The organism is Mycobacterium ulcerans subsp. shinshuense, assembly GCF_002355775.1.
In the GTDB taxonomy this organism is placed as follows: Bacteria; Actinomycetota; Actinomycetes; order Mycobacteriales; family Mycobacteriaceae; genus Mycobacterium; species Mycobacterium marinum.
This window is the reverse complement of sequence record NZ_AP017624.1, coordinates 4,374,181-4,398,428: the sequence shown is the minus strand read 5'-3', so window position 1 is coordinate 4,398,428 and position 24,248 is coordinate 4,374,181. Positions and strand designations below refer to the sequence as shown.

Genomic DNA, 24,248 nt, shown 5'->3' with positions numbered 1-24,248 from the left:
AATGTTGCTGAACGTGAATGCGTTTCACCTTTTGTGTAGCGATGACAAGTTAACCAAAATGCGACATATGTTGCGTAGGAAGACGATACGATTCGCCTCGACGCATCGTGCGAAGAAGACAGCGCGGCTGCTGGGGTGAACACGAGCAGGTGGGAGGGTTGTGATGTCGTTTGTCGTCGTCTCGCCAGAGGTATTGGCGGTGGCGGGCAGGGATCTAGCAAGCATCGGCTCGGCGATCAGTCAGGCTAACGTCGCCGCCGCGGTGCCGACCATGGGCGCGCTGGCCGCGGGTGCCGATGAGGTGTCGGCGGCGGTCGCCGCAGTGTTTTCCGGACATGCCCAGGCCTATCAAGCGCTCGGCGCCCAAGTGGCGGCGTTTCACGACCAGTTGGTAACCGCCCTTGACGCGGCTGCGGGGAAGTATGCAAGCGCGGAGGTCGCCAACGCCTCGTCGTTGCAGGCAGTGCTCGACGTGGTCAATGCGCCCGCCCAGGCGCTGTTGGGGCGCCCGTTGATCGGCAACGGCGACGATGGGGTGGCGGGGACTGGACAGAGTGGAGGCGACGGCGGGATCTTGTACGGCAATGGGGGCGACGGCGGCTCCGGAGCGTCCGGCCAGATCGGCGGTACCGGTGGAAGCGCGGGGTTGATCGGCGCCGGCGGAACAGGTGGGGCCGGGGGGCTTGGCGCGGCCGGGGGTGCCGGTGGCAACGGTGGCTGGCTGTTCGGCCAGGGCGGGGCCGGTGGGATCGGCGGTAGCGGTGCGGCCGGGGGTGCCGGCGGCAACGGTGGGTGGCTCTACGGCGACGGCGGTGCGGGCGGGCAGGGTGGTGCGGCCGCGGCGGGTATCGGTGGCGGCGACCCCGGGCAAGGTGGCAACGCCTACCTGTTCGGCAACGGCGGCAACGGCGGCAGCGGCGGGCAAGGCGGCACCGGCCTGGCCGGCGCGGACGGCGTGAACACCTCTAACGGCACAGCAGGCCCCGGCGCGTGGGGCAACAACGTTACAACCTCGATTGGCGATGCCAACGGCGGTAACGGTGGCAGCGGTGCCGATGGGGGCTCGGGGGTGACCGGAGGCACCGGTGGGGTCGGCGGGTTCGCCATCAATGACGGCAGCGGTGACGCCTATGGAGGTTTCGGCGGGACCGGCGGCAACGGCGGAGCTCCTGGAGCTTCGGGCGGCGATGGAGGACTGGGCGGGCCTGCCGTCACTTCCAGCGGCAGCGCCTATGCGGGTATTGGCGGGACCGGCGGCAATGGGGCCAGCGGCGCTTCCGGTGGCACCGGCGGGACCGGCGGCGGCGGGGGTAACGGTGGTCGTGGCGGGATATTGGTCGGCGACGGCGGCATCGGCGGTACCGGGGGCACCGGGGGCACCGGCGGCATCGGCGCCACCGGGGGCGCCGGGGGGGACCGGCGGGGTTGGTGGTTCCGCCGGCTCGACTGACGGTGGCGTGGCCGACGCCAATATTGGCGGCGACGGCGACATTGCGGGCACCGGCGGCGACGGCGGGACCGGCGGGGTTGGCGGGGTTGGCGGCAGCGGCGGTGCCGGCGGGCTGCTGTTCGGAAATGGCGGCGACGGCGGTGCGGGTGGCGACGGCGGAGTCGGTGGTACCGGCGGCATCGGCGGCGCCGGTGGGAATGGCGGAGTTGGCGGTGACGGCAGTTCGTCTGGCACCGGGGCCGGTGGCTCCGGCGGCGATGCCACGGACGGCGGAACCGGGGGCGACGGCGGCTCCGGCGGAGGGTTCGGCACCGGCGGTGCCGGTGGCACTGGCGGGTGGTTGATCGGTCACTCGGGTACCAACGGCATCGGTGGGACTGGCGGTGCGGGCGGCGCCGGCGCTGTCGGTGGCGACGGTGGCGTGGGTGGCGATCCAGGCGTCGGGACAACCTACAACGGCATCAGCGGCCATAACGGCGTGCAGGGCGGTACCGGCGCCGACGGCGCAGCGGGCTGACCCGGTACGGTTACCGCGCGCTTTGGCGCCACCACCGCCAGCGGGGCTGCATCGCCAGAATCGTTCTAGGCCCGCGTCATGGCGTAGTAGGCGCCCCGGTTGGCCAGCAGCTCCGCGTGGGTGCCGTGTTCGACGATCTGGCCCGCCTGCACCACCAGAATCTGGTCGGCGTCACGAATCGTCGAAAGGCGATGGGCGATGATGAAGCTGGTTCGATCCCGGCGAAGTTCGGCGGTTGCCCGTGCGATGAGCAGCTCGGTGCGGGTGTCGACCGAACTGGTGGCCTCGTCCAGGATTAACAACTGCGGGCGGGCAAGAAATGCGCGGGCGATGGTGATCAGTTGCTTCTCGCCGGCGCTGATGTTGCTGCCGTCTCCGCTGATCCGGGTCTGATAGCCGGCCGGCAGCATGTGGACGAACCGGTCGACGTAGGCCGCTTTGGCGGCTTGGATGATGTCGTCCGGGCTGGCCTCCGGACGCCCGTAAGCGATGTTCTCCGAGATCGTCCCGTCGAACAACCAGGTGTCCTGGAGCACCATGCCGATGTGCGACCGCAGTGACCGCCGGCTCACCGTGGTGATGTCGATTCCGTCGACCAGGATGCGGCCGGAATCGACCTCATAGAACCGCATCAGCAGGTTGACCAGCGTGGTCTTGCCGGCACCTGTCGGTCCGACGATCGCCACCGTGCTGCCCGGTTCGGCCACCAGTGACAAGTCGTGGATCACCGGATGGCCCGGGTGATAGGCAAAGTTCACCCGCTCGAACTCCACGCGACCGGTCAGGGCCGGGGCGCGGCCGGTCCGGCTGACCGGCGGTTGCAGCGCCGACGCGGGGTCGGCGGCTTCTTCGGGTTCGTCGAGCAGCTCGAACACCCGCTCTGCGCTGGCCACACCGGACTGCAGGCTGTTGTACATGGCCGCCACCTGCGACACCGGTGTGTTGAATTGCCGGACATATTGAATGAACGCCTGCACGCTGCCCAATGTGATTTGACCGGTGGCCACCTGCAGGCCCCCCATCACCGCGACCGCTACATAGCCCAGGTTGCCAATGAACGTGGTCGCCGGCTGCACCAGGCCAGAGAGCAGTTGGGCGCCGAAACTGGCCTGGTAGACGTCATCGTTGAGGTTGTGAAACTGCTCGCGTGCTGCGGCCTGGTGGCCGAAGGTCTTGACGACCGTGAAGCCGCTGTAGGTCTCTTCGATGTGTGCGTTGAGGCGTCCGGTACTGGTCCAATGCGCAACGAACAGCCGTTGTGAACGTCGGGTGATCGCTCGCGTCACCAGCAACGACAACGGCACGGTCAGCAGGGTGATCAGTGCCAGCAGCGGCGAGATCCACACCATCATCGACAGCACCGCGACCACGGTCAGGATCGCGGTCACCAGCTGGCTGATCGTCATCGATAGCGACGACTGAATGTTGTCGATGTCGTTGGTGACCCGGCTCAGCAGTTCGCCACGCTGACGTCCGTCGAAGTAGGACAGTGGCAGCCGGTGCAGCTTGTGCTCGACGTCGGCGCGCAACGCTGCCACGGTGCGCTGCACGGTGACGTTGAGCAACCGGGCTTGCCCCCAAATTAGCAGGGAAGCAATGAGATACAGGGCCAACGCCAGTGCGAGGGTTCGTACCACCGCACCGAAGGCCACGCCTTGGCCGGGGGTTACCTTCATTCCCGACAGTAGTTCGGCGAAGGTATTGTCACCGCGGGCCCGGGCGCCGGCAATCGCTTGCGCCTTGGTGATTCCGGCGGGCAACTGGCGTCCGATCACGCCGTTGAACAGCAGATCGGTGGCGTGGCCGAGGATTCGGGGAACGGCCACCCCGATCGCGGTGCCGACGATGCCCAGGGCGATCACCGCAAGACTGCGCCGTCGTTGTGGGGCGAGCCGTTTCACCAGCCGCGTCGCCGAACCCCAGAAGTCGCGCGATCGGGTTGGCGCCGGGGCGCCGCCTCGGGGTCGCTGGTTGAGTGCCGCGGTCACGAGACGCCCCTGATGTCGGCGGTCACCGACTGCGAGACGGCAAATTCGGCATAGGTGGGGCAATCGATCAGGAGGGAATCGTGAGTGCCCGCCCCGACAACTCTGCCATCGTCGATCACGATCACTTGATCGGCCTGTGCGGCAGTCGAAACGCGTTGTGTGCCAATAATAATGGCCGACTTTGTGGCAAGTTCTCGCAGCGATGCGCGGACCCGCGCATCGGTGTGCACATCAAGGGCGGAGAATGCGTCGTCGAACAGATAGACCGCGGGTCGGCCGATGATCGCCCGGGCGATCGCGAGTCGTTGACGCTGCCCACCGGAGAAGTTGATCCCGCCCTGCGCGACACGCATCTGCAGGCCGTGCGCCCGGACGAATTCCTCTGCGGCCGCGACCCGCAGCGCCTCCCACATCTCTTCGTCGGTTGCGTCGGATTTGCCGTAGCGCAGGTTGTCGGCGACGGTGCCGGAGAACAGGTAACCGCGCTGGGGCACCAGCCCGATCGCCGCCCACAACCGCTCGGTCTGGTAGTTGCGGACATCAATCCCGTCCAGCAGCACGGTGCCGCCGGTAACGTCGTAGAGCCGGCAGATCAGCGATATCAGCGTCGACTTGCCCGAACCGGTGCTGCCGACAATCGCGGTGGTGGCTCCCGGCGGTGCCGACAAGGAGATGTCTTGCAGCACCGGGCAGTCGGCGCCGGGATAGCTGAAGGTGATGTTTTCCAACCGGACCGCGCCGGTGATGCCGGCAGCGGGGAATCTGGGGTGTTGCGGGTTGTTCAGTGCGGCGGGAGTCGAGAGCACCTCGGTGATGCGCTCCGCGCACACGGCGGCTCGCGGCAGCACCACCAAGGTCATCGTTGCCATCAGCACCGCCATCAGAATCTGGGCGAAGTACGACAGAAATGCGCTCAGCGAGCCGACCTGCATCCGGCCTTGGTCGATCAGCAGGCCGCCGAACCAGATCACCGCGACGCTGGACACGTTGATCGTCAGTGTGGTCACCGGCAGCATCAGCGCCTGCCAATTGCCGGCCCGCAACGCGGTGCTCGCCAACGCGGTGTTCGCCTGGGCGAACCTGTCCCGCTCGAAGGGCTCCCGAGTGAACGCGCGAACCACCCGGACGCCGGACAGCTGGTCGCGCAGCACCCGGTTGATGCCGTCGATCAACGCCTGCATGCTGCGAAACAACGGCAGCATGTGGGTCATGATCCAGTAGTTCGCCAGCGCCAAGATCGGAACGCTGACCAGCAGCAGCCAGGTCAGCGCGGCCTCTTGATGAACCGCCATGATGATGCCGCCGATGCTCATTATCGGCGCGGCCACCAGCATGGTGGCAGTCGTCTGCACCAGGAACACAATCTGGCGGACGTCGTTGGTGCTGCGGGCCAACAGCGTCGACGCGCCGAATCTGGCCGTCTCGCGTTCGGAAAAGGTGATCACATGCTCGAACATCGCGGCGCGCAGGTCGCGGCCGAAGCCGGTCCCGGTGCGGGCTCCGAAGTAGACGGCACCCACCGCGCACAGCACCTGTAGTCCGGTCACGCCGAGCATCACCACACCCAGCCGGATGATGGTGTTGGTATCGCCCCTGGCGACTCCGTCATCGATGATCGCGGCGTTGACCGTGGGCAGGTACAGCGAGGCCAGGGTGCTGATCAGCTGCAGCGCCATCAGCGCGGCGACCAGCCGACGGTACGGCCGGATGTACTGGCGCAGCAGTGCCAGGAGCATGGGGTAACTGTCGCATACCGTGTCGGCCCGGTGCTGGGGCCGGCAGCATCGGTCAGGACGAAATGCCTGATCAGGTGGCGTGTCGGTGGTTGACCCGCGGGGCTGCGGCTACAGTGCATGCTGTGACCAGCAGTAGAGAGGTAAGCGGTGCGGCGTAATTTGACGACGCTGGCCCTGGCTGCGGCGGCATTGATGGCTCTGAGTCCCGCAGTTGCAGGGTGCTCCAATTCCGGTGACAACAATCCCGGTGCGACGGCTTCGTCGACCCCGGGCAGCTCCGAGGGCCGTCACGGACCGTTCTTTCCGCAGTGCGGCGGTGTCAGCGACCAGACAGTGACACAGTTGACCAGGATCAGTGGCCTGATCAACACGGCTCAGAACTCGGTGGGGTGCCAGTGGTTGGCGGGCGGCGGCATCATGGGCCCGCACTTCTCCTTCTCCTGGTACCGCGGCAGTCCAATCGGTCGTGAGCGCAAGACCGAGGAGCTCTCCCGCGCGAGTGTCGAGGACATCAACATCGACGGCCACAGCGGCTTCATCGCCATCGGCAACGAGCCCACCCTGGGCGACTCGTTGTGTGAGGTAGGGATCCAGTTCCAGGACGACTTCATCGAATGGTCGGTGAGCTTCAACCAGAAGCCATTCCCGCCGCCGTGTGACGTCGCCAGGGAACTCACTCGTCAGTCGATTGCGAACTCGAAATGAGCGGTGGGATGCGTCGTGGATCTCGGCGCGGTAATGGTGCAGGCCTGCGCGCGGCGGCCGTGCTGCTGGCGGTGCTGGTGTCGACAACCGGCTGCTCGAGGTCGATTTCGGGCAACGCCATCAAAGCGGGCGGGGGTGGGGTCCCACGCAACAACAATTCCGAGCAGCAGTACCCCAACCTGCTCAAAGAATGTGAAGTGCTGACCACCGACATCCTGGCCAAGACGGTGGGCGCCGATCCGCTCGACATTCAGAGCACGTTCGTCGGCGCGATCTGCCGCTGGCAGGCGGCCAACCCGGCCGGGCTGATCGACATCACCCGGTACTGGTTCGAGCAGGGCAGCTTGAGCAACGAACGCAAGGTGGCCGAGGGACTGAAGTATCAGGTCGAGAGTCGCACCATTCAGGGCGTCGACTCGATTGTGATGCGACCCAATGACCCCAACGGCGCATGCGGCGTGGCAAGCGACGCCGCCGGAGTTGTCGGCTGGTGGGTCAATCCTCAGGCCCCCGGTATCGATGCCTGCTCGCAGGCCATCAAGCTGATGGAGCTGACGCTGGCCACCAACTCCTGACTGGCGGGACACCCGGGGATGGGTGCTACCCCCGGGGGTCCGCGTCGGGCGACGGTTCGCTAGCGCGGCACGTGGAACGTGATGAGGGCAGCGCCACCGAGTTCGAGATCTTCCCAGCGGCCGGCCACCTGCAGCACCGCAATCGCCGACGTCGGGAATTTCGCCGAGAGCCGTTCGGCGGCGGCAGCGTCGGTGCCGGTGGCGCCGGCGAGGCCCAGTGCCACCTCGGACATCGTTGGCTCATGCCCGACGACGAGCAGGGTCGCGACGTCCTCGCCAATCCGGTTGATCTCGCCGATCAGCGTGCCGGGCACGGCGCCATAGAGCCGCTGGGAATAGTGCACCGGTGCATCGATACCGCTGCGTGCCAGCGTCTCTCGGGTACGGATCGCGGTGGAGCACAACACCTCGTCGACGGCTGGCGCATTGCCGCGCAGCCAGTCTCCGGCCAATCCGGCCTCGCGACGCCCGCGCGGTGCCAACGGTCGCTCATGGTCAGCCACACCAGGCGGATATTGGGATTTCGCATGCCGCATCAACAACAGCGTGTGCCGGTCACTCATTCGGCCCACCCTAAGGCCAACCGGGTTGGCGGCACCGACGCGCGTGCGAATCATCAGCTCGGTGGCGAACACCGTGCGCACTTCGCCGCGCACCAGATGGCGACCCGCCCTGCGCTGCCCGCGATGCGAATGGATGTTCGACTACGGCGGGCGGCGTGGGTCCTCGATCCCGTGCCGACCGCTTGCGAGCCGAACCTGCCGGGCGAGGTCCCGCGTCTTGTCGGTGCCCAGACCTACACTCGCGTTGCCCTGATAGACACGCTTTTTCGCTAGGAGGTCACCAGGATGCGATTCCTGCACACCGCCGACTGGCAGCTGGGCATGACCCGCCACTTTCTCGCCGGTGACGCGCAGCCGCGCTATTCGGCGGCGCGCCGCGATGCGGTGGCCGGTCTGGGGGCGCTGGCTGCCGAGGTGGGTGCCGAGTTCGTGGTTGTGGCCGGTGACGTCTTCGAACACAATCAGCTCACGCCCCAGGTCATCAGCCAGTCCTTGGAGGCCATGCGCGCCATCGGTGTTCCGGTCTACCTGCTTCCGGGCAATCACGACCCGCTGGACGCTTCTTCGGTATACACCGGCGCACTGTTTCGTACTGAATGTCCGGACAACGTTGTCGTTCTCGATCGCTGCGGTAGTCACCAAGTGCGTCCGGGAGTGGAGCTTGTCGCCGCTCCGTGGCGGTCCAAGGCTCCCACCACCGATCTTGTCGCCGACGTGTTGGCGGGACTGTCCGAAGGGGCTGGCACCCGATTGCTGGTCGCCCACGGGGGAATCGATGCGCTGGACCCGGATCCCGGCAAGCCCTCGCTGATCCGGCTCGCTGGGCTCGAGGACGCGGTGGCGCGAGGAATGTTGCATTATGTGGCGCTCGGGGACAAGCATTCGCTGACTCAGGTTGGTGGCAGCGGCAGGGTGTGGTACTCGGGATCGCCGGAAGTCACCAACTTCGACGACGTCGAATCTGACCCCGGCCACGTCCTCGTCGTCGACATTGACGAAACCGACCCGTGCCGCCCGGTCTCGGTGACAGCCAGGCGGGTCGGCTGCTGGCGGTTTGTCACGCTGCGCCGGGAAGTGGACACCAGCCGTGACATTGCCGACCTCGATCTGAATCTGGATCTGATGACCGACAAGGACCGCACCGTGGTGCGGTTGGCCCTGACCGGTTCGTTGACCGTCACCGACCGTGCCGCGCTGGATGCGTGCCTGGACAGGTATGCGCGGTTGTTCGCCTGGCTGGGCCTGTGGGAACGCCACACCGACCTGGCCGTGATTCCGGCGGATGGTGAGTTCAGCGACCTCGGCATCGGCGGTTTCGCTGCGGCCGCCGTTGACGAGTTGGTCGCAACCGCTCGTTCGGGTGCCGACGGATCCGCAGTCGATGCTCAGGCGGCGTTGGCTCTGCTGCTGCGGCTCACAGATCGGGGCGCGGCATGAAGTTGCACCGGCTGGTACTGACCAACTACCGCGGGATCGCGCATCGGGAGATCGAGTTTCCAGACCACGGTGTGGTGGTTGTGTGCGGCGCCAACGAGATTGGAAAGTCCTCGATGATCGAGGCTTTGGATCTCCTACTGGAATTCAAGGATCGCTCGGCGAAAAAGGAAATCAAGCAGGTCAAACCGACCAATGCCGACGTCGGATCCGAGGTCACTGCCGAAATAAGCAGTGGTCCTTACCGTTTCGTCTACCGGAAGCGTTTTCACAAGAAGTGTGAAACACAGCTGACGGTGCTGGCGCCTCGTCGCGAACAGTTGACCGGCGACGAAGCCCATGAGCGGGTCCGGGCGATCTTGGCGGAGACGGTGGACACCGAGTTGTGGCGTGCCCAGCGGGTGCTGCAGGCCGCGTCGACCACGGCGGTGGATCTGTCCAGCTGTGATGCGCTTTCCCGCGCGCTCGATATTGCCGCCGCCCATTCGGCCACCGACGTGGCGCTCTCGGGTGCCGAGCCAGTGCTGATTGAACGCATCGATGCCGAGTATTCGCGCTACTTCACCCCAACCGGACGTCCCACCGGCGAATGGGCGGCAACCCTCGCTCGGCTGAGCGGAGCCGAGACTGCGGTAGCGGAGTGCGCCGCGGCGGTATCCGAGGTCGACGAGCGCATCAGTCGCCATGGTGAACTAACTAGGCAGGCAGCAGAATTGGCGCCGAAGTTGGCTGCAGCCGGTTCCCGGCTGGCGGCTGCGCGGCAGGCCGCCGACAAGGTCGCGGGGCTGAAGGCAGAAGCGCATGAGGCCAAGCTCGTCACCGCTGCGAAGGCCGCAACCAGCTCGGCTTCGGCGGCCGCTCATGCTGAACGGCGTGCCCTGTGCGAGGAAATCGACAGTCGCGCCAAGGCGCTCGAGGCCCTGCAAATCGATGCGCAGCACGCCGCCGACCAGCGGGCGATGGCGAGCGCCGATGCGCAGCGGTGCGCCGTCGCGGTCGAGGAAGCCACGGCTAGCCTGACGGCGGTTCAACGCCGTGCCGAAGCCGCCCGGCGCTCTCTCGACCAGATCGCCGACCGCGAACAGGCGCAACGGTTGAGCGCCCGACTGGCCAGGATCGGAGAGGTCCAGTGTGACCATGACCGGGTCTGCGCCCAGCTATCCGAGGTGACACTTACCGAGGCGCTGCTGAAACGAATCGAATCCGCTGCGGCGAGCGTGGATCGGGTGGACGGGCAACTCGCGTTGATTTCCGCGGCGGTGGAGTTCACTGCGGCCGCCGATATCGAGCTGGTGGTTGGCGGTCAACGGGTGCAGTTGTCGGCGGGTTCGAGTTGGTCGATGACGGCCACCGGCCCCGCGGAGGTCGAGGTCCCCGGGGTCCTGACGGCGCGGATCGCCCAGGGGGCGACCGCGCTGGAGGCGCAGGCCAAATATGTTGCAGCACAAGAAGAACTTGCGGTGGCATTGGCCGCGGGCGGCGTGGCAACCTTGGCGGAGGCCCGATCGGTCGAACAGCGCCGCCGCGAACTGTTGGGGCGCCGCGACCAGTTGAACGCCACCCTGGCCGGGCTGTGTGGTGACGAGCAGGTAGACCAACTCCGCTGCCGGCTTGCACAGCTGCAGGCCAGCCAGCCCGCTGAGCCCGATCTGTTTGCGACCGATGCCACGGCTGCCCGTGCCGAACTCGAGGCGGCCGAGGCCGCCCGGATAACGGCCGGCAAGCAGTGCGAGGATCAGCGCAAGCTCGCTCTCGCGGCAAGCCGGCGTCTCGCCGAAACCTCTACTTCGGCCACGGTTTTGCAGAGCAGGCTGGAAAACGGGCGGGCCGAAGTCGAAGCGGCCACCTCGCGGCTGGCCACCGCGCGGGCCGCGGTTAGCGATGCCGACCTCGCGTCGGCGGCCGATGCCGATCTGCACGTGCTGCAGGCGTCGCAGCGTCGACTCGCCGAACTGACCGAAGTGCTGGACGCTGCCGAGCCCGAGGCGGTAGCCGCCGAAGCACGGGAAGCCGCCGAGATCGCGCAGTCACTGGATGAGCGCCACGATGCCGTTGTCGCCGCGCTGCGCGACATCAGCGTCGAACTCTCGGTGTTCGGCAGCGAAGGTCGGCAGAGCAAGCTTGATGCGGCAGAGACCGAACGTGAGCATGCCGCTAGTCAGCACGCCCGCATCGGACGCCGCGCCAGAGCCGCCCAGCTGTTGCGATCGGTGATGACACGGCATCGCGATACCACCCGGCAGCGCTACGTCGAGCCCTATCGAATGGAGCTACAGCGACTCGGGCGCCCGGTGTTCGGGCCCACGTTCGAGGTCGATGTCGGTAGCGATCTACGGATCCGCAGCCGGACTCTCGACGATGTCACGGTGCCTTACGAGTCGTTGTCCGGCGGCGCCAAAGAGCAGCTCGGCATATTGGCCCGGTTTGCGGGCGCGGCGCTGGTGGCCAAGGAGGACACCGTTCCGGTGGTGGTCGACGATGCACTGGGATTCACCGATCCAGACCGCCTGGCCAAGATGGGGGGAGTGTTCGATACCGTGGGAACCCATGGTCAGGTGATCGTGCTGACGTGCAGCCCTGACCGATACGACGGTGTCGCCGGCGCGCACCGGATCGATCTGAATCTTTAGTGATCGGGCCGCCCCGCGTCATACACTGATCCCAAAACGGGGATGAGCGGTGGACATTGAGTGCGATTACGTAGTGGTCGGTACGGGCTCAGCTGGGGCGGCGGTGGTCAATCGGCTTAGCGCCGATTCGGGCACCTCGGTGGTGGCGCTCGAGGCCGGGCCGAGCGACAAGAATCGCTTCATCGGGATTCCGGCGGCGTTTCCCAAGCTGTTCCGCAGCGAAGTCGACTGGGATTACACGACCGAACCGGAGCCGCAGCTGGGCGGGCGCGAGATCTACTGGCCCCGGGACAAGGTGCTCGGCGGCTCGTCCTCGATGAACGCGATGATGTGGGTGCGCGGCTTTGCCGCCGACTATGACGAATGGGCTCGGCTCGCCGGCTCGCACTGGTCCTACGGCGAGCTGCTCGGCTACTTCCGCCAGATTGAAGACGTCACTGCCGCCTGGCACTTCGTCAATGGTGACGACAGCGGTGTGACGGGTCCGCTACAGATCTCCCGTCAACGGAGTCCGAGTCCGCTGACTGCGGCCTGGCTGGCCGCCACACGCGACTGTGGGTTCCCGCCGGTGCAGCCGAATTTCGCAGAGCCGGAAGGTTTTTGCGAAACGATCGTCACTCAGCGCCGCGGCTCCCGGTGGAGCACCGTCGACGCGTATCTCAGACCGGCGATGGGGTGCAGGAACCTGAGCATCCTCACCGGTGCGACGGCGACCCGAATCGTCATCCACGGTACCCGGGCGACTGGCGTCGAGTACCAGCGCGAGGGGCAACACTGCACGGTGCATGCCCGCCGGGAGGTCGTGCTGTGCGGCGGCGCGGTCAACAGCCCGCAGCTGCTGATGCTCTCGGGCATCGGAGACCGTAGTCATCTCGCCGATCACGGAATCGAAACCGTCTACCACGCGCCAGAAGTGGGCCAGAATCTACTGGACCACCTCATCACGCGGCTGGGCTTCGACGTTGCCGGGGACAGTCTGGCCGCCGCCGAAAAGCCCATGCAGCTGATCAACTATCTGTTGCGGCGCCGGGGCATGCTGACCTCCAACGTCGGCGAAGCATACGGATTCGTCCGCAGCCGGCCGGGTCTGGACCTACCCGACCTGGAGCTGATCTTCGCGCCGGCACCGTTCTACGACGAAGGACTGCCCGCGCACCCGCCGGGCCACGGCGTGGTTTTCGGGCCGATCTTGGTTGCCCCACAGAGCCGGGGTCAGATCACGCTTCGGTCTGCCGATCCCCATGCCAAGCCGATCATCGAAGCCCGCTACCTGTCCGACCCCGGCGGTGTGGACCGTGCCGCGATGATGGAAGGCCTGCGGATCTGCGCACGTATCGCCCAGGCGCCCGCGCTCCGCGGCCTGCTGGGGCCGGTGGCGCGGCCGCACAACAGCAGCGAGCTCGATGAAGCAACCCTCGAGTTGGCCCTCACCACCTGTTCGCACACCCTGTATCACCCCTTGGGTACCTGTCGGATGGGCAGCGACGAGGCGAGCGTGGTGGATCCGCAGTTACGGGTGCGCGGGGTCGACGGCCTGCGCGTCGCCGACGCGTCGGTGATGCCGAGCACGGTGCGTGGACACACTGATGCCCCATCGGTGCTGATAGGCGCCAAGGCTGCCGACCTGATCCGCAATTGAGCCGGGTTCTAGGGGCCCAACCGACGGCCCCTTGAGCTGCCGACGACAGCCCGTCTGGGCAGAATACTGCCCATGATGGGCCGACGCCGATGACGTTGAGCGACAAACGGCGCCGGGCGCACGAGAAACTCGCGGGAATGCCGGGTGTGCGGCCGGTGCGCCGGCCGGTGTCGCCGGGCAACGACAGCGAGTTTGATCTGTACTACGTGCGCGCCGGCCGAAAGTCGGCGCATCCGCTGGTCATCATCCCGGGCGGGCCGGGAGTGGCGTCGATGCTGGTGTACAAGGGGTTGCGCCGGCGTGCCGCCGCTGCCGGTCTGGATATCATCATGATCGAGCACCGCGGAGTGGGGATGTGGCGCCACGATGACTCCGGAGCCGACCTACCGCCAGAAGCTTTCACAATCGATCAGGTCGTCGACGATATTGCCGCGGTGCTCGATGACGCCCATGTCGACTCGGCTGTCATCTACGGCACGTCATACGGCACCTACATTGCCGCTGGAGTCGGCGTCCGTCACCCGGCCCGGGTACGGTCGATGATTCTCGATTCGCCGTTGCTGTCTCGCGATGACATTGCGCTTGCGCGCGAGACCATTCGTAGGCGGCTACTCGACGGGGATAGCCCGGAGACCGCCGCGCTGGCGGCCAAGGTTCGGCAGCTGGTCGATGCCGGGGTGATGACGGCCCGCGCATCCCAGGTCGCAGCGGCGGTTTACGGGTACGGCGGAGCGCGGCTTCTGGAACGCCAATTGGATCTCCTGCTGTGCGGCCGGATGATCTTGTGGCACGTGCTTTTCCGGTTCTCTGCCATGTATGCACGCAAGGTGCCGTACCGCTACGAGATGGACCTGGTCGGTCGCATCGCGTTCCGCGAACTGGACTACGCTGCCGAGCCCGACGGCCTACCGTTCGATCCCGCTCAGGCGATTCGCGAAACTATTGCGGCGACAGATCAGTTCGAGTCCGAGCCGTACGACTTGGTGGCCGAGATGCCCAGATTCGGCTGGCCAACCGTGGTTGTTTCGGGCGGGCACGATCTCACTACCCCGGCCATGGTCGCCGAACATATCGCATCATTGCCGCCCAACGCGGTCCTGATAGAGCTACCGACCATGGCGCACAGCGCCCTTGACTTCCGTGAGCCCGCGGCCCTGGCCATTGCCGGGGCGGTATGTCGGGGGGAGTTCGGCGCGCTCACCGGTCGAGGGGCGGAGTTGGACGCAATGCCGGCGCGGCTGCCGATCCGCGCCTTGTGGAAAGCGATCGAACTGGCGGCTATGGCGGAGCACGCGCTACCGGCGCCGCTGCTGCATCGCCGGGTCAGCTCCGCATGAATCCGATCGCGGTGTAATCCAGATCGGCGAGGCCCCTGGCGCCAAAATTTGCCAGCGTGCTGCGGACGGCAATCGTTCCCGGTGATTGGGTCAACGGCAGGCTGAACCCCTCGGCCCAGATGAGCTTATCCACCTCATTGGCCAGCGCGAGGGCCTTGGCCGGATCCAGCTCCTGCAGCGTCCGCTCGATCGCCGCATCGATCTGTGGGCTGCCGATCTTCCCAAAGTTGCTTTCCCCGTCGGACATGTAGATCTGGGTGAGCGAGGAGAGGGGGAAAGCGTCGCCGACCCAGCCGAACAGCGCAATGTCGAAGGCCCCGACATTGACGTAGTTACTGAAAAAGCCACTGCCCGACCTCGATTGCAGTTCGAGTTTGACGCCGATCTGGGCCAGGCTGTACTGAGCGACCTGCGCGAATTGGCGACTGCTCTGAGCTTCGTAGAACAGCAAGCGGACGACGAGCTGATGGCCGTCTTTCTCCCGGAACTTGCCGTTGAGCTTCCAGCCCAGGGCGTCGAGCTCCCGCTTGGCCTGCTCCGGATCGTAGGGACTGCTGTTGTCCTGATAGCCCTCCTGCCCGGCGACGAAAACATGATTGTTCAACGGCGCCGGATCATTGGTCAGGCCGTATAGTGCCACTTTGGCTATCGTCCGGCGGTCGATCCCCTTGCAGACGGCCAACCGCAGCGCCGGGTCGGCGAGGACCGCTCCCGGGGCACCGTTGAGGGTGAAATGGCTCCAACTGGGAGCCGGCGCGCGCCGGATCGAGATCCCCTTGGTGCGCTCGGCGATGGTGAGTTGATCGAGTGAACCGATCCCGGTCGCGTCGATGGTGAAGTTCTGCAGGGCAGGTATCCGCGCGGCGTCATCGAGAACCAGGCAGGTGATGCTGTGCAGGCGCGGCTTCTTTCCCCACCATTTAGGGTTGCGAGTCAATACGATTCGCTGTGCGCTGCGGTCCAGTGAGGTGACGATGAACGGGCCTGCGGAGGGGCCGGGTCCGGTGAGTTGTCCCTTGTTGAACGCCTCGGGCGTGGCGGTCATGCTGCTGGGCAGCAGCATCCCGTTGCCGGCAAACATCCCACGCCACTCCGCGTAGGGTTTGGCAAACGTCACCATGGCTTGACGATCATCGACTCCCGGGGTCACTGACGCGACACGGTCGGAGCCCCCGCTCGAGGCGATTTCGAATCTGTTGTCCGCGCCGCTGGTCGCGTGGATCTGACTCGCGATGTCACGCCAGGTGACCGGCGTGCCATCAGACCAGAATGCTTTGGGATTGATGGTGTAGGTGATCACTTGCGGGTTGGTCTTGGTGAGTTCGACACTGGTGAAGTAGTCGTGGTCGACCGTCGTCGAACCGTCTGGACCGATGATGAAGGACCGCGGCAGAGTGGCTTTGACCATCGCCGCAACCTCCGCCGAGTTGCCGTCGATATGCAAGATATTGAAATTGGGTGGGAAGTCGGTGAGCGAGAGCCTCAGGTCACCACCGTCTTCGAGGGTGGCGGGATCTTGCGGGTTGATATCGCTGCTGCTGCCGACCGCGGTGGACCCGCTGGTCGCGGCGGGGAGTTGGGTGCTGGCCGAACAGCCGGCAAGCAGGAGCGTCACGGTGAGCAATGCGTCACCGGCACACCGGATTCGACGCCGTGCCCAGGGGCGAGTCGGCCGCCGCGACCTCGCGCCAGGCCCGGGCTGGACGCCGTCATGTCGATCTGCGTTAGTCAGCATTGCCCGGAATCGGTTGTGGCACCGCGCCCAGCAGACGCTGTGTGTACTCGTGTTGCGGATTGCTGAAAACCTCCTGGCTGTTGCCCTGCTCGACGATGCTGCCGGCAAACATGACGACCACGGAATGGGCGAGGTGTTTGACCACTGAGAGGTCATGGGAGACAAACAGGTACGACAGTTTGAACCGCGCTTGCAGGTCCAGGAGCAGGTTGATGATTCCGGCCTGGATCGAGACGTCGAGGGCGGACACCGGTTCGTCGAGCGCCAGAATCTTGGGTTGCAGCGCCAGCGCTCGTGCGATACCGATCCGTTGCTTCTGTCCGCCGGAGAATTCGGCGGGATAGCGGCTGGCATCGCTACGACGCAGCCCGACGATGTCAAGCAGTTCGGCAACCCGGTCCTGGGTATCGGTCTTGTTGAAGCCGTTGGCTTGCAGTGGTTCGGCCAACAAATCGGAGATCGGCAGTCGAGGGTCCAGTGAGGCGACCGGATCTTGAAAGACCACCTGGATATCGCGTCGCAGCGCTCTGCGACTCGACGCGGTCAAAGTGGTGACATCGGTGCCCAGAACTTCGATCGATCCCGATTGTGGCGCGGCGAGCTCCAAAATCTGATGCAAGGTAGTGGATTTTCCTGATCCAGACTCACCCACGATGCCCAACGTGTGGCCCTGGCGGAGTTCGAAACTCACGCCGTCGACCGCGCGCACCTCGCCGATCGATCGCCGCAGCAGCACGCCCTTGGTCAGCGGATATGTCTTGACCAGGTCGCTGACCCGGACGACCACCGATGAGTCGGCGGGCGCCGGCTCGGTGGCCTCGGTCTGCACGCCATAGATGTCGGCGGCGCTGCGCCCGTTCACCTGATCGGTGCGAATGCAGGCAGCCCGGTGATTCTGGCCGACCTCGATCAACTCGGGTTCGTCGGAGCGGCATTCATCGATGACCAAGGGACAGCGGGGTGCGAACGGGCAGCCCCGATCGAGGCCGGCGAGCGACGGAGGGGCACCCGGGATTGGCACCAATCGGGTGCCCTGCGTGGCATCGAGCCTGGGGACTGAACCCAATAGTCCGATGGTGTAAGGCATTCGGCGATTGTGGTAGAGGTCGTTGACCGTAGCCTTTTCCACAACTCGCCCGGCGTACATGACCAGCGCTCGATCGGCGAACTCGGCAACCACACCCAGGTCGTGGGTGATGATGAGCACTCCGGCCCCGGTCACATCCCGAGCCGTCTTGAGCACGTCGAGGATCTGGGCCTGCACGGTCACGTCCAGAGCGGTGGTGGGTTCGTCACAGATCAACAGATCGGGATCGATGGCGATGGCGATGGCGATGACCACCCGTTGGCGTTCACCGCCGGAAAGCTCATGCGGAAACGCGCGGGCGCGTCGCTCGGGTTGTGCGATACCAACCAGTTCAAGCAGCTCCACCGCACGCCGCCGCGCCGCCTTCCTGCTGAAAGTGGGCTGATGTATCTCGATGGTTTCGGCGATTTGATCGCCGACGGTGTAGACCGGGGTCAAAGCGGACATCGGATCCTGGAACACGGTGCCGATCACCTTGCCGCGGAACCGCGACATCGCGTCGTCGGCCAGCCCCAGTAGCTCGGTGCCCTGCAACCGGACCGAGCCACGGACCTTGGCGTACTCGGGTAGCAGACCGACTACGGCCATGGCCGCCGCGGACTTGCCCGATCCGGATTCGCCCACCATCGCGACCACTTCGCCGGGGGCTACCTGGTAGCTGATGCCGCGCACGGCGGTGACCGGATAGTTCTCGGTGGGGAAGGTGACGGCCAGATCGGTCACCTCGAGCAGCGGGTTCATCGGTCACCACTTCGCAGCGTCTTGATGGCCGGGTCCAGTGCGTCGCGCAAGCCATCACCGGTCAGGTTGGCGCAGACCAGAATCAACACCAGGACCCCGGCCGGGAACAGGAACACCCACGGGAACGTGGTTACCGACTGGGTGCCATCGGCGATCAGGGTGCCCAACGACACGTCCGGTGGCTGGATGCCGAAACCGAGGAAGCTCAAGCCTGTTTCGGCCAGGATGGCGGCCGCGACATTGAGTGCCGCGTCGATGATCAGAATCGACGCCACATTGGGTATCACGTGGCCGGTGATGATCCGCCGGCTGGAAACGCCCATATACCTTGCCGCTCTGATGAACTCGCGCTCGCGCAGGCTCATGGTCATGCCACGCACCATGCGGGAGCTGATCATCCAGCCGAATCCGGCCAGCAGCAGCACCAGAAACATCATGTTGGTCGAGTTCTTGGTACGCGGAGTGACGATCGCAATCAGGATGAAGCTGGGCACCACCAACAGCAGGTCCACCAACCACATCAGGGCTCGGTCTCGCCACCCGCCGAAATAGCCGGAGACGGCACCGACGGTGGCGGCGATTCCGGTGGAGATCACCGCCACAAAGACGCCGATGAGCATGGATTTCTGCATGCCCCGCAACGTCTGCGCGAGCAAGTCCTGACCTAGCGCATTGGTGCCCAGCCAATGACGGGTGCTCGGTGGCTGTAGCAGCGCGTCGAAATCGAGGTCCTCGTAGGAGTAGGGCAGCACCGAGGGCAGCGCATAGCACCCCACGAACAGCACCACCAGCACCGCCAGCGATGCCACCGCGGCCCGGTTACGCAGGAACCGGCGCAGCACCAGCGTGCGGCGTGAGGTGAACTCGACTTGCGTGGCTTGATCGGTCATGAAACCCGGACCCTCGGGTCGAGCGCCGCATAGAAGATGTCGGAGAGCAGGCCGGCCAGCAAGACCACGGCCCCGGAGAACACCGTGATCGCTACGACGATGTTGGTGTCCTGGGTCGCGATGCCCCGGACCGCCCATTCACCCATGCCGTGCCAGCCGAAGATCTTTTCGACAAACACCGCGCCGGTGACCAGTCCGGCAACCCCGTAGGCGAACAGCGTTGCCATCGGAATCAGTGCGGTTCGCAGCCCATGTTTGATGAGCGCGCGCCGGCGGGTGAGGCCCTTGGCGCGGGCGGTGCGAATGAAGTCCTGGCCCAGCACGTCGAGCATCGCATTGCGCTGGTATCGGCTGTAGCCCGCCGCGGCGCCCAACGCCAGCGTCAACGATGGCAGGACCAAATGTTTCAGGCGGTCACCGAATGCTGCCCAGGTTCCACCGTCCACGCCCGGTGAGGTCTCGCCGGTGTAGTCGAACAGCTGAAATCCCAGCGCCCAATTCACCCGCAGTGCGCCCAGAATCAGCAGGTTTGCCGCGACGAAGGTCGGGGTGCTCAGCACCAGCAATGCCAGCATGGTGATCACCCGGTCACTGAACCGGTATTGGCGGATGGCACCCCATGCGCCGATCGCCACGCCGAGCGCGGTGCCGACTACCGATCCGATGAGCAGCAGCCGCAAGCTGGTTCCGATGCGGCGGCCCAGTTCCGCGGAGACCGGCTGACCGCTGATGGTGACACCGAAGTCGCCGCGAACGGCATGGGTGACCCAGTGGGCGTAGCGCACCTGTATCGGCTTGTTCAATCCGAGCTCGGCGGCCTTCGCGTCGATCACCGCTTGAGGTGGGCGTGGGCTGCGCTGCATCAGGCTTTCCAGCGGCGAGAAGGCCAGCGAGGTCAGGCAGTAGGTCAAGAACGAGGCCAGCGCGAGGAGCACAACGTAGTTGAGCAACCGGCGCGCCAGAAATCGTGTCATGCCCATCCACCGTGTTGCATTGGGACAGGGTAGCGAGAAGCGGGTGTGTAGCGTCGCTGACAACGCCGACCAGACGGCCCCCGATGTCGACGGTCCTCGCTGATTTCGGCGTTTGCAGCAACTGCACGCGTTGCCGCTCAATTTCGGTGGGACGGGTTCGTGTGATGCGGGCGGCGGCCGGTACGGCAACGCCGGGGGTGGGTCGATCGCTTTGCGATCCTGCTGATTTTCACCGGTGAAATTCGGGCATTCGGTTGTTAAACTCCTGCGCGGCTTCGCTTTGTGTAGCAAATTTTCTGCCGGGACATATAAGGAGACGTGCGTGACGGTTACCGACGACTACCTGGCTAACAACGCGGATTACGCGAGTGGCTTCGAAGGTCCGCTGCCGATGCCGCCGAGTAAACACATTGCGATCTTGGCCTGCATGGATGCGCGCCTGGACGTTTATCGCCTGCTCGGCATCAACGAAGGCGAAGCGCACGTCATTCGCAACGCAGGGGGCGTGGCCACCGACGACGCCATTCGCTCATTGGCGATCAGTCAGCGGCTACTGGGGACCCGAGAAGTCGTGCTGATTCACCACACCGACTGCGGCATGCTCACTTTCACCGATGACGACTTCAAGCGTGGAATCCAGGACGAGACTGGAGTCAAACCCCCGTGGGCGGCCGAGGCGTTCCCGGATGCGGCGGAGGACGTCAAGCAGTCGCTGCGCCGCATCGAGAACAGCCCGTTTGTCACCAAGCACGTCTCATTGCGCGGCTTTGTTTTCGACGTCGCCACCGGCAAGCTCAACGAGGTCACGCTCTAGCGTGACATCAACCCACCTGGTAGGTCGCCAGGGCCTTGGCGAGCAGCGTGCCTTCGGGGTCGACGATCTCGGCCTCGCAGTTGACCAAGGAGCGCCCACGCCGCAGCACCCGGCCCACCCCGATCACGTCTGTGGCCCGTGCCGGCGCCATGAAGTCCAGCGCCAGCGACACCGTGACGCCGCGCAGCTCGGGCGGCGCCTGCCCGCTGCACCAAGCGGCGGCCATGACCGTCAGGTCGGCAAGGGTAGCGATGGCCCCGCCGTGCACCATGTCGCCGATCGTGACGTTGGACGGGTCCCACGGCAGCCGAAGCCGCACCTCATCGGCACCGAGGTGATCTGCGACGATTCCCAGTTTCGTGACGAACGGCGACTGCGGCAGAAACTGCGCGATGACGTCGCGACCGCTGGCATTGTCGGCCGAACCTGAAGCATTGGACATCCGTCCATGCTGGCGTATCGACGACGGCTGGAAAAGAAGTTCCCAAAGCTGCCCGCGCGCTTCCCAAAAGTTTCATTGACAGCGGCAGGGCAGGACTGGTTCCATAGGTAACAATAGCAAAAAATGTGGTCAGTTCTACCAGAATTATCAGGTATTGAGTTTCTGATTTTGCATGTTAGGTGAAGCCATGACCACCAGTGGTGTAACAACGGGCCCCGCCGTCGGCCAGTACGAATTGAGTCATCTGCGCTCGCTGGAAGCCGAGGCGATGCACATCATTCGTGAGGTGGCCGCCGAGTTCGAACGTCCGGTGCTGCTGTTTTCCGGCGGCAAGGACTCCATCGTGATGCTGCACCTGGCCATCAAGGCGTTTCGTCCTGGGCGGCTGCCGTTCCCGGTGATGCACGTGGATACCGGCCAGAACTTTGACGAGGTCATCGCGACCCGCGACGAGCTGGTCGCAGCGTCAGGAGTGCGGTTGGTGGTGGCATCGGTGCAGGACGACATCGACGCCGGACGGGTCGTCGAGACCTTCCCGTCGCGCAACCCGATGCAGACCATGACGCTGCTGCGTGCCATCCGGGAGAACCGGTTCGACGCGGCGTTCGGGGGTGCCCGCCGCGATGAGGAGAAGGCGCGCGCGAAGGAGCGGGTGTTCAGTTTCCGCGACGAGTTCGGCCAGTGGGACCCCAAGGCGCAGCGGCCGGAGCTGTGGAATCTCTACAACGGACGCCACCACAAAGGCGAGCACATCCGGGTGTTCCCGCTGTCCAACTGGACCGAGTTCGACATCTGGTCCTACATCGGCGCCGAGCACATCACGCTGCCGTCGATCTACTTTGCGCATCGGCGCAAGGTGTTCAAGCGAGACGGCATGCTGTTGGCCGTCAATCGGCACATGCAGCCCGGCGCGGACGAGCCGGTGTTCGAGGCGACGGTGAGGTTCCGCACCGTCGGGGACGTGACGTGCACCGGATGTGTGGAATCGGAGGCCGCAACCGTTGCGGAGGTCATCGCGGAGACCGCCGTGGCGCGGCTCACCGAGCGGGGGGCGACCAGGGCCGACGACCGCATTTCCGAGTCTGGAATGGAAGACCGCAAACGGCAGGGGTATTTCTGATGTCCGCATCCACCACGCTGTTGCGCCTGGCAACCGCCGGCTCCGTCGACGACGGTAAGTCCACGCTGATCGGGCGCCTGTTGTATGACTCCAAGGCCGTGATGGAAGACCAGTGGGCCTCGGTGGAACAGACCTCAAAGGAACGTGGTCACGAATACACCGACCTCGCGCTGGTCACCGATGGCCTGCGGGCCGAGCGTGAGCAGGGCATCACCATCGATGTCGCCTACCGCTATTTCGCTACTCCGAAGCGGAAATTCATCATCGCCGACACCCCGGGGCACATCCAGTACACCCGCAACATGGTTACCGGTGCGTCCACCGCGCAGCTGGTGATCGTGTTGGTCGATGCCCGGCACGGCCTGCTGGAACAATCACGCCGGCACGCCTTCCTGGCATCGCTGCTGGGCATTCGTCACCTTGTCCTCGCCGTCAACAAAATGGACCTGATCGGTTGGGACAAGGCAAAATTCGAGGCGATTCGCGACGAGTTCCACGCCTTTGCCGCCCGCCTGGATGTGCAAGACGTCACCTCCATCCCGATGTCGGCGTTGCATGGCGACAACGTGGTGACCAAATCGGACCAGACGCCGTGGTACGAAGGGCCCTCACTGCTGCCCCATCTCGAAGAGGTCTACATCGCCGGTGACCGCAACCTGGTTGACGTGCGATTCCCGGTTCAGTACGTCATCCGGCCGCACACCTTGGAGCACCAGGACCATCGCAGCTACGCGGGCACCGTCGCCAGTGGGGTGATGCGCCCAGGGGATGAGGTCGTTGTCCTGCCGATCGGCAAGGCGACCCGGATTATCGCGATCGATGGCCCCAACGGTCCGGTGCCGGAAGCATTTCCGCCGATGGCCGTCTCGCTGAGCCTGGCCGACGAGATCGACATCTCGCGTGGCGACATGATTGCCCGAACCAACAACCAGCCCAGAGTCGCGCAGGACTTCGACGCAACCGTGTGTTGGATGGCGGATTCGGGGGTGTTGGAGCCAGGGCGTGACTACGTCATCAAGCACACCACCCGGACCACCCGCGCAAGGGTCACCGCGCTGGACTACCGGCTTGATGTCAACACCCTGCATCGCGACAAGACGGCAACTGCACTGAAGCTCAACGAACTTGGTCGCATTTCGCTGCGTACCCAGGTGCCGCTGTTGCTCGACGAATACACCCGAAACTCGAGCACGGGTTCTTTCATTCTCATTGACCCGGACACCAACGGTACGGTCGCGGCGGGCATGGTGTTGCGCGACGTCTCGACCCACACACCGAGTCCGAACACGGTGCGCCACCAGTCGCTGGTCACCACGACGGAGCGGCCGCGGGGCAGGACCGTCTGGCTCACCGGCCTGTCGGGTGCCGGCAAGTCGTCGGTGGCCATGCTTGTCGAGCGCAAGCTGCTAGAAGAAGGCGTCGCCGCGTACGTCCTGGACGGCGACAACCTACGACACGGATTGAACGCGGACTTGGGCTTCAGCATGGCCGATCGCGCGGAGAACCTGCGTCGGCTGGCCCATGTCGCGGTGCTGCTCGCAGATTGTGGTCATGTCGTCTTGGTTCCGGCGATCAGCCCGCTGGCCGAGCATCGTGAGTTAGCTCGCAAGGTGCACACCGACGCCGGATTCGACTTCGTCGAGGTGTTCTGTGACACCCCGCTGGCCGACTGCGAGCGGCGCGATCCCAAAGGTCTGTATGCGAAGGCGCGTGCGGGTGAGATCACCCATTTCACCGGGATAGACAGCCCCTACCAGCGCCCGAAGCATCCTGACCTGCGCCTCACGCCGGCACGTAGCCTCGACCAGCAAGCGCAAGACGTCATCGACTTGCTCGAGCTGCGGCCCTAGTTCGGTCGCCTCGGCGGGCCG

17 protein-coding genes and 1 pseudogene are annotated in these 24,248 nt (G+C 65.3%); 10 read left to right on the top strand and 8 right to left on the bottom strand.

Features of this window, described 5'->3' with window-relative positions; translation table 11 throughout:
* Positions 1-163 precede the first annotated feature (163 nt).
* Positions 164-1,967, top strand: a pseudogene (locus SHTP_RS19640) (PE family protein).
* Positions 1,968-2,032: 65 nt separating this feature from the next.
* Here SHTP_RS19640 and SHTP_RS19635 read toward each other — a convergent pair.
* Together SHTP_RS19635 and SHTP_RS19630 are read right to left on the bottom strand one after the other, a co-directional pair.
* Positions 2,033-3,955, bottom strand: a complete 1,923-nt coding sequence (locus SHTP_RS19635; RefSeq protein ID WP_096371521.1) for an ABC transporter ATP-binding protein — start codon at positions 3,953-3,955, stop codon at positions 2,033-2,035.
* Positions 3,952-5,691 (bottom strand): ABC transporter ATP-binding protein, encoded by a 1,740-nt coding sequence (locus SHTP_RS19630; RefSeq protein WP_096371519.1) that lies wholly within the window; start codon positions 5,689-5,691, stop codon positions 3,952-3,954. Before SHTP_RS19630 ends, SHTP_RS19635 begins: the two co-directional genes overlap by 4 nt.
* Before the next feature lie 192 nt (positions 5,692-5,883).
* Here SHTP_RS19630 and SHTP_RS19625 point away from each other — a divergent pair, with 192 nt between their 5' ends.
* Positions 5,884-6,396: a DUF3558 domain-containing protein gene (locus SHTP_RS19625; RefSeq protein WP_369797362.1), complete on the top strand. Its 513-nt coding sequence runs from the start codon at positions 5,884-5,886 to the stop codon at positions 6,394-6,396.
* On the top strand, positions 6,393-6,971 hold the full coding sequence (locus SHTP_RS19620; protein WP_231991170.1) for a DUF3558 domain-containing protein: 579 nt from the start codon (positions 6,393-6,395) through the stop codon (positions 6,969-6,971). Before SHTP_RS19625 ends, SHTP_RS19620 begins: the two co-directional genes overlap by 4 nt.
* 59 nt (positions 6,972-7,030) lie before the next feature.
* On the opposite strand, the gene SHTP_RS19615 is transcribed toward SHTP_RS19620, so the two are convergent.
* The gene (locus tag SHTP_RS19615; protein ID WP_012395721.1) at positions 7,031-7,534 is read right to left on the bottom strand and encodes a SixA phosphatase family protein; all 504 of its coding nucleotides are present in this window, start codon (positions 7,532-7,534) and stop codon (positions 7,031-7,033) included.
* 285 nt (positions 7,535-7,819) lie between these two features.
* On the opposite strand from SHTP_RS19615, the gene SHTP_RS19610 reads away from it, so the two are divergent.
* The 4 genes from SHTP_RS19610 to SHTP_RS19595 all read left to right on the top strand — a co-directional run bounded on the left by SHTP_RS19610 (position 7,820) and on the right by SHTP_RS19595 (position 14,574).
* Positions 7,820-8,971, top strand: a complete 1,152-nt coding sequence (locus tag SHTP_RS19610) for a metallophosphoesterase family protein (protein ID WP_096371518.1) — start codon at positions 7,820-7,822, stop codon at positions 8,969-8,971.
* Positions 8,968-11,598: an AAA family ATPase gene (locus SHTP_RS19605; RefSeq protein ID WP_096371517.1), complete on the top strand. Its 2,631-nt coding sequence runs from the start codon at positions 8,968-8,970 to the stop codon at positions 11,596-11,598. Before SHTP_RS19610 ends, SHTP_RS19605 begins: the two co-directional genes overlap by 4 nt.
* A 49-nt stretch (positions 11,599-11,647) precedes the next feature.
* Complete coding sequence (locus SHTP_RS19600; protein ID WP_096371516.1) at positions 11,648-13,237, top strand: GMC family oxidoreductase; 1,590 nt, start codon at positions 11,648-11,650, stop codon at positions 13,235-13,237.
* Between the two features lie 89 nt (positions 13,238-13,326).
* Positions 13,327-14,574 (top strand): alpha/beta hydrolase, encoded by a 1,248-nt coding sequence (locus tag SHTP_RS19595; RefSeq protein WP_096371515.1) that lies wholly within the window; start codon positions 13,327-13,329, stop codon positions 14,572-14,574.
* Here SHTP_RS19595 and SHTP_RS19590 read toward each other — a convergent pair.
* The 4 genes from SHTP_RS19590 to SHTP_RS19575 all read right to left on the bottom strand — a co-directional run bounded on the left by SHTP_RS19590 (position 14,561) and on the right by SHTP_RS19575 (position 20,001).
* The gene (locus SHTP_RS19590; RefSeq protein WP_096371514.1) at positions 14,561-16,198 is read right to left on the bottom strand and encodes an ABC transporter family substrate-binding protein; all 1,638 of its coding nucleotides are present in this window, start codon (positions 16,196-16,198) and stop codon (positions 14,561-14,563) included. The two genes, SHTP_RS19595 and SHTP_RS19590, sit on opposite strands and share 14 nt — an antisense overlap.
* A gap of 100 nt (positions 16,199-16,298) precedes the next feature.
* The gene (locus SHTP_RS19585; RefSeq protein WP_096371513.1) at positions 16,299-18,137 is read right to left on the bottom strand and encodes a dipeptide ABC transporter ATP-binding protein; all 1,839 of its coding nucleotides are present in this window, start codon (positions 18,135-18,137) and stop codon (positions 16,299-16,301) included.
* On the bottom strand, positions 18,134-19,027 hold the full coding sequence (locus tag SHTP_RS19580) for an ABC transporter permease (RefSeq protein WP_096371512.1): 894 nt from the start codon (positions 19,025-19,027) through the stop codon (positions 18,134-18,136). Before SHTP_RS19580 ends, SHTP_RS19585 begins: the two co-directional genes overlap by 4 nt.
* Entirely contained in the window at positions 19,024-20,001 is a 978-nt protein-coding gene (locus tag SHTP_RS19575; RefSeq protein ID WP_096371511.1) for an ABC transporter permease, read from the bottom strand. Before SHTP_RS19575 ends, SHTP_RS19580 begins: the two co-directional genes overlap by 4 nt.
* 322 nt (positions 20,002-20,323) lie before the next feature.
* Here SHTP_RS19575 and SHTP_RS19570 point away from each other — a divergent pair, with 322 nt between their 5' ends.
* A complete protein-coding gene (locus SHTP_RS19570) occupies positions 20,324-20,815 on the top strand; it encodes a beta-class carbonic anhydrase (protein ID WP_011741665.1) in 492 nt (163 codons plus the stop codon).
* Between the two features lie 7 nt (positions 20,816-20,822).
* Here the strand turns inward: SHTP_RS19570 and SHTP_RS19565 are convergent, their stop codons facing one another.
* Positions 20,823-21,257 (bottom strand): PaaI family thioesterase, encoded by a 435-nt coding sequence (locus tag SHTP_RS19565; RefSeq protein WP_096371510.1) that lies wholly within the window; start codon positions 21,255-21,257, stop codon positions 20,823-20,825.
* A 172-nt stretch (positions 21,258-21,429) separates the two neighbouring features.
* Between SHTP_RS19565 and cysD the strand changes: the two genes are divergently transcribed.
* Positions 21,430-22,377: a sulfate adenylyltransferase subunit CysD gene (gene cysD, locus SHTP_RS19560; protein WP_420866615.1), complete on the top strand. Its 948-nt coding sequence runs from the start codon at positions 21,430-21,432 to the stop codon at positions 22,375-22,377.
* Positions 22,377-24,227, top strand: coding sequence for an adenylyl-sulfate kinase (gene cysC / locus SHTP_RS19555; protein ID WP_096371508.1), 1,851 nt, complete (start codon positions 22,377-22,379; stop codon positions 24,225-24,227). Before cysD ends, cysC begins: the two co-directional genes overlap by 1 nt.
* The last annotated feature ends 21 nt before the right edge of the window (positions 24,228-24,248 follow it).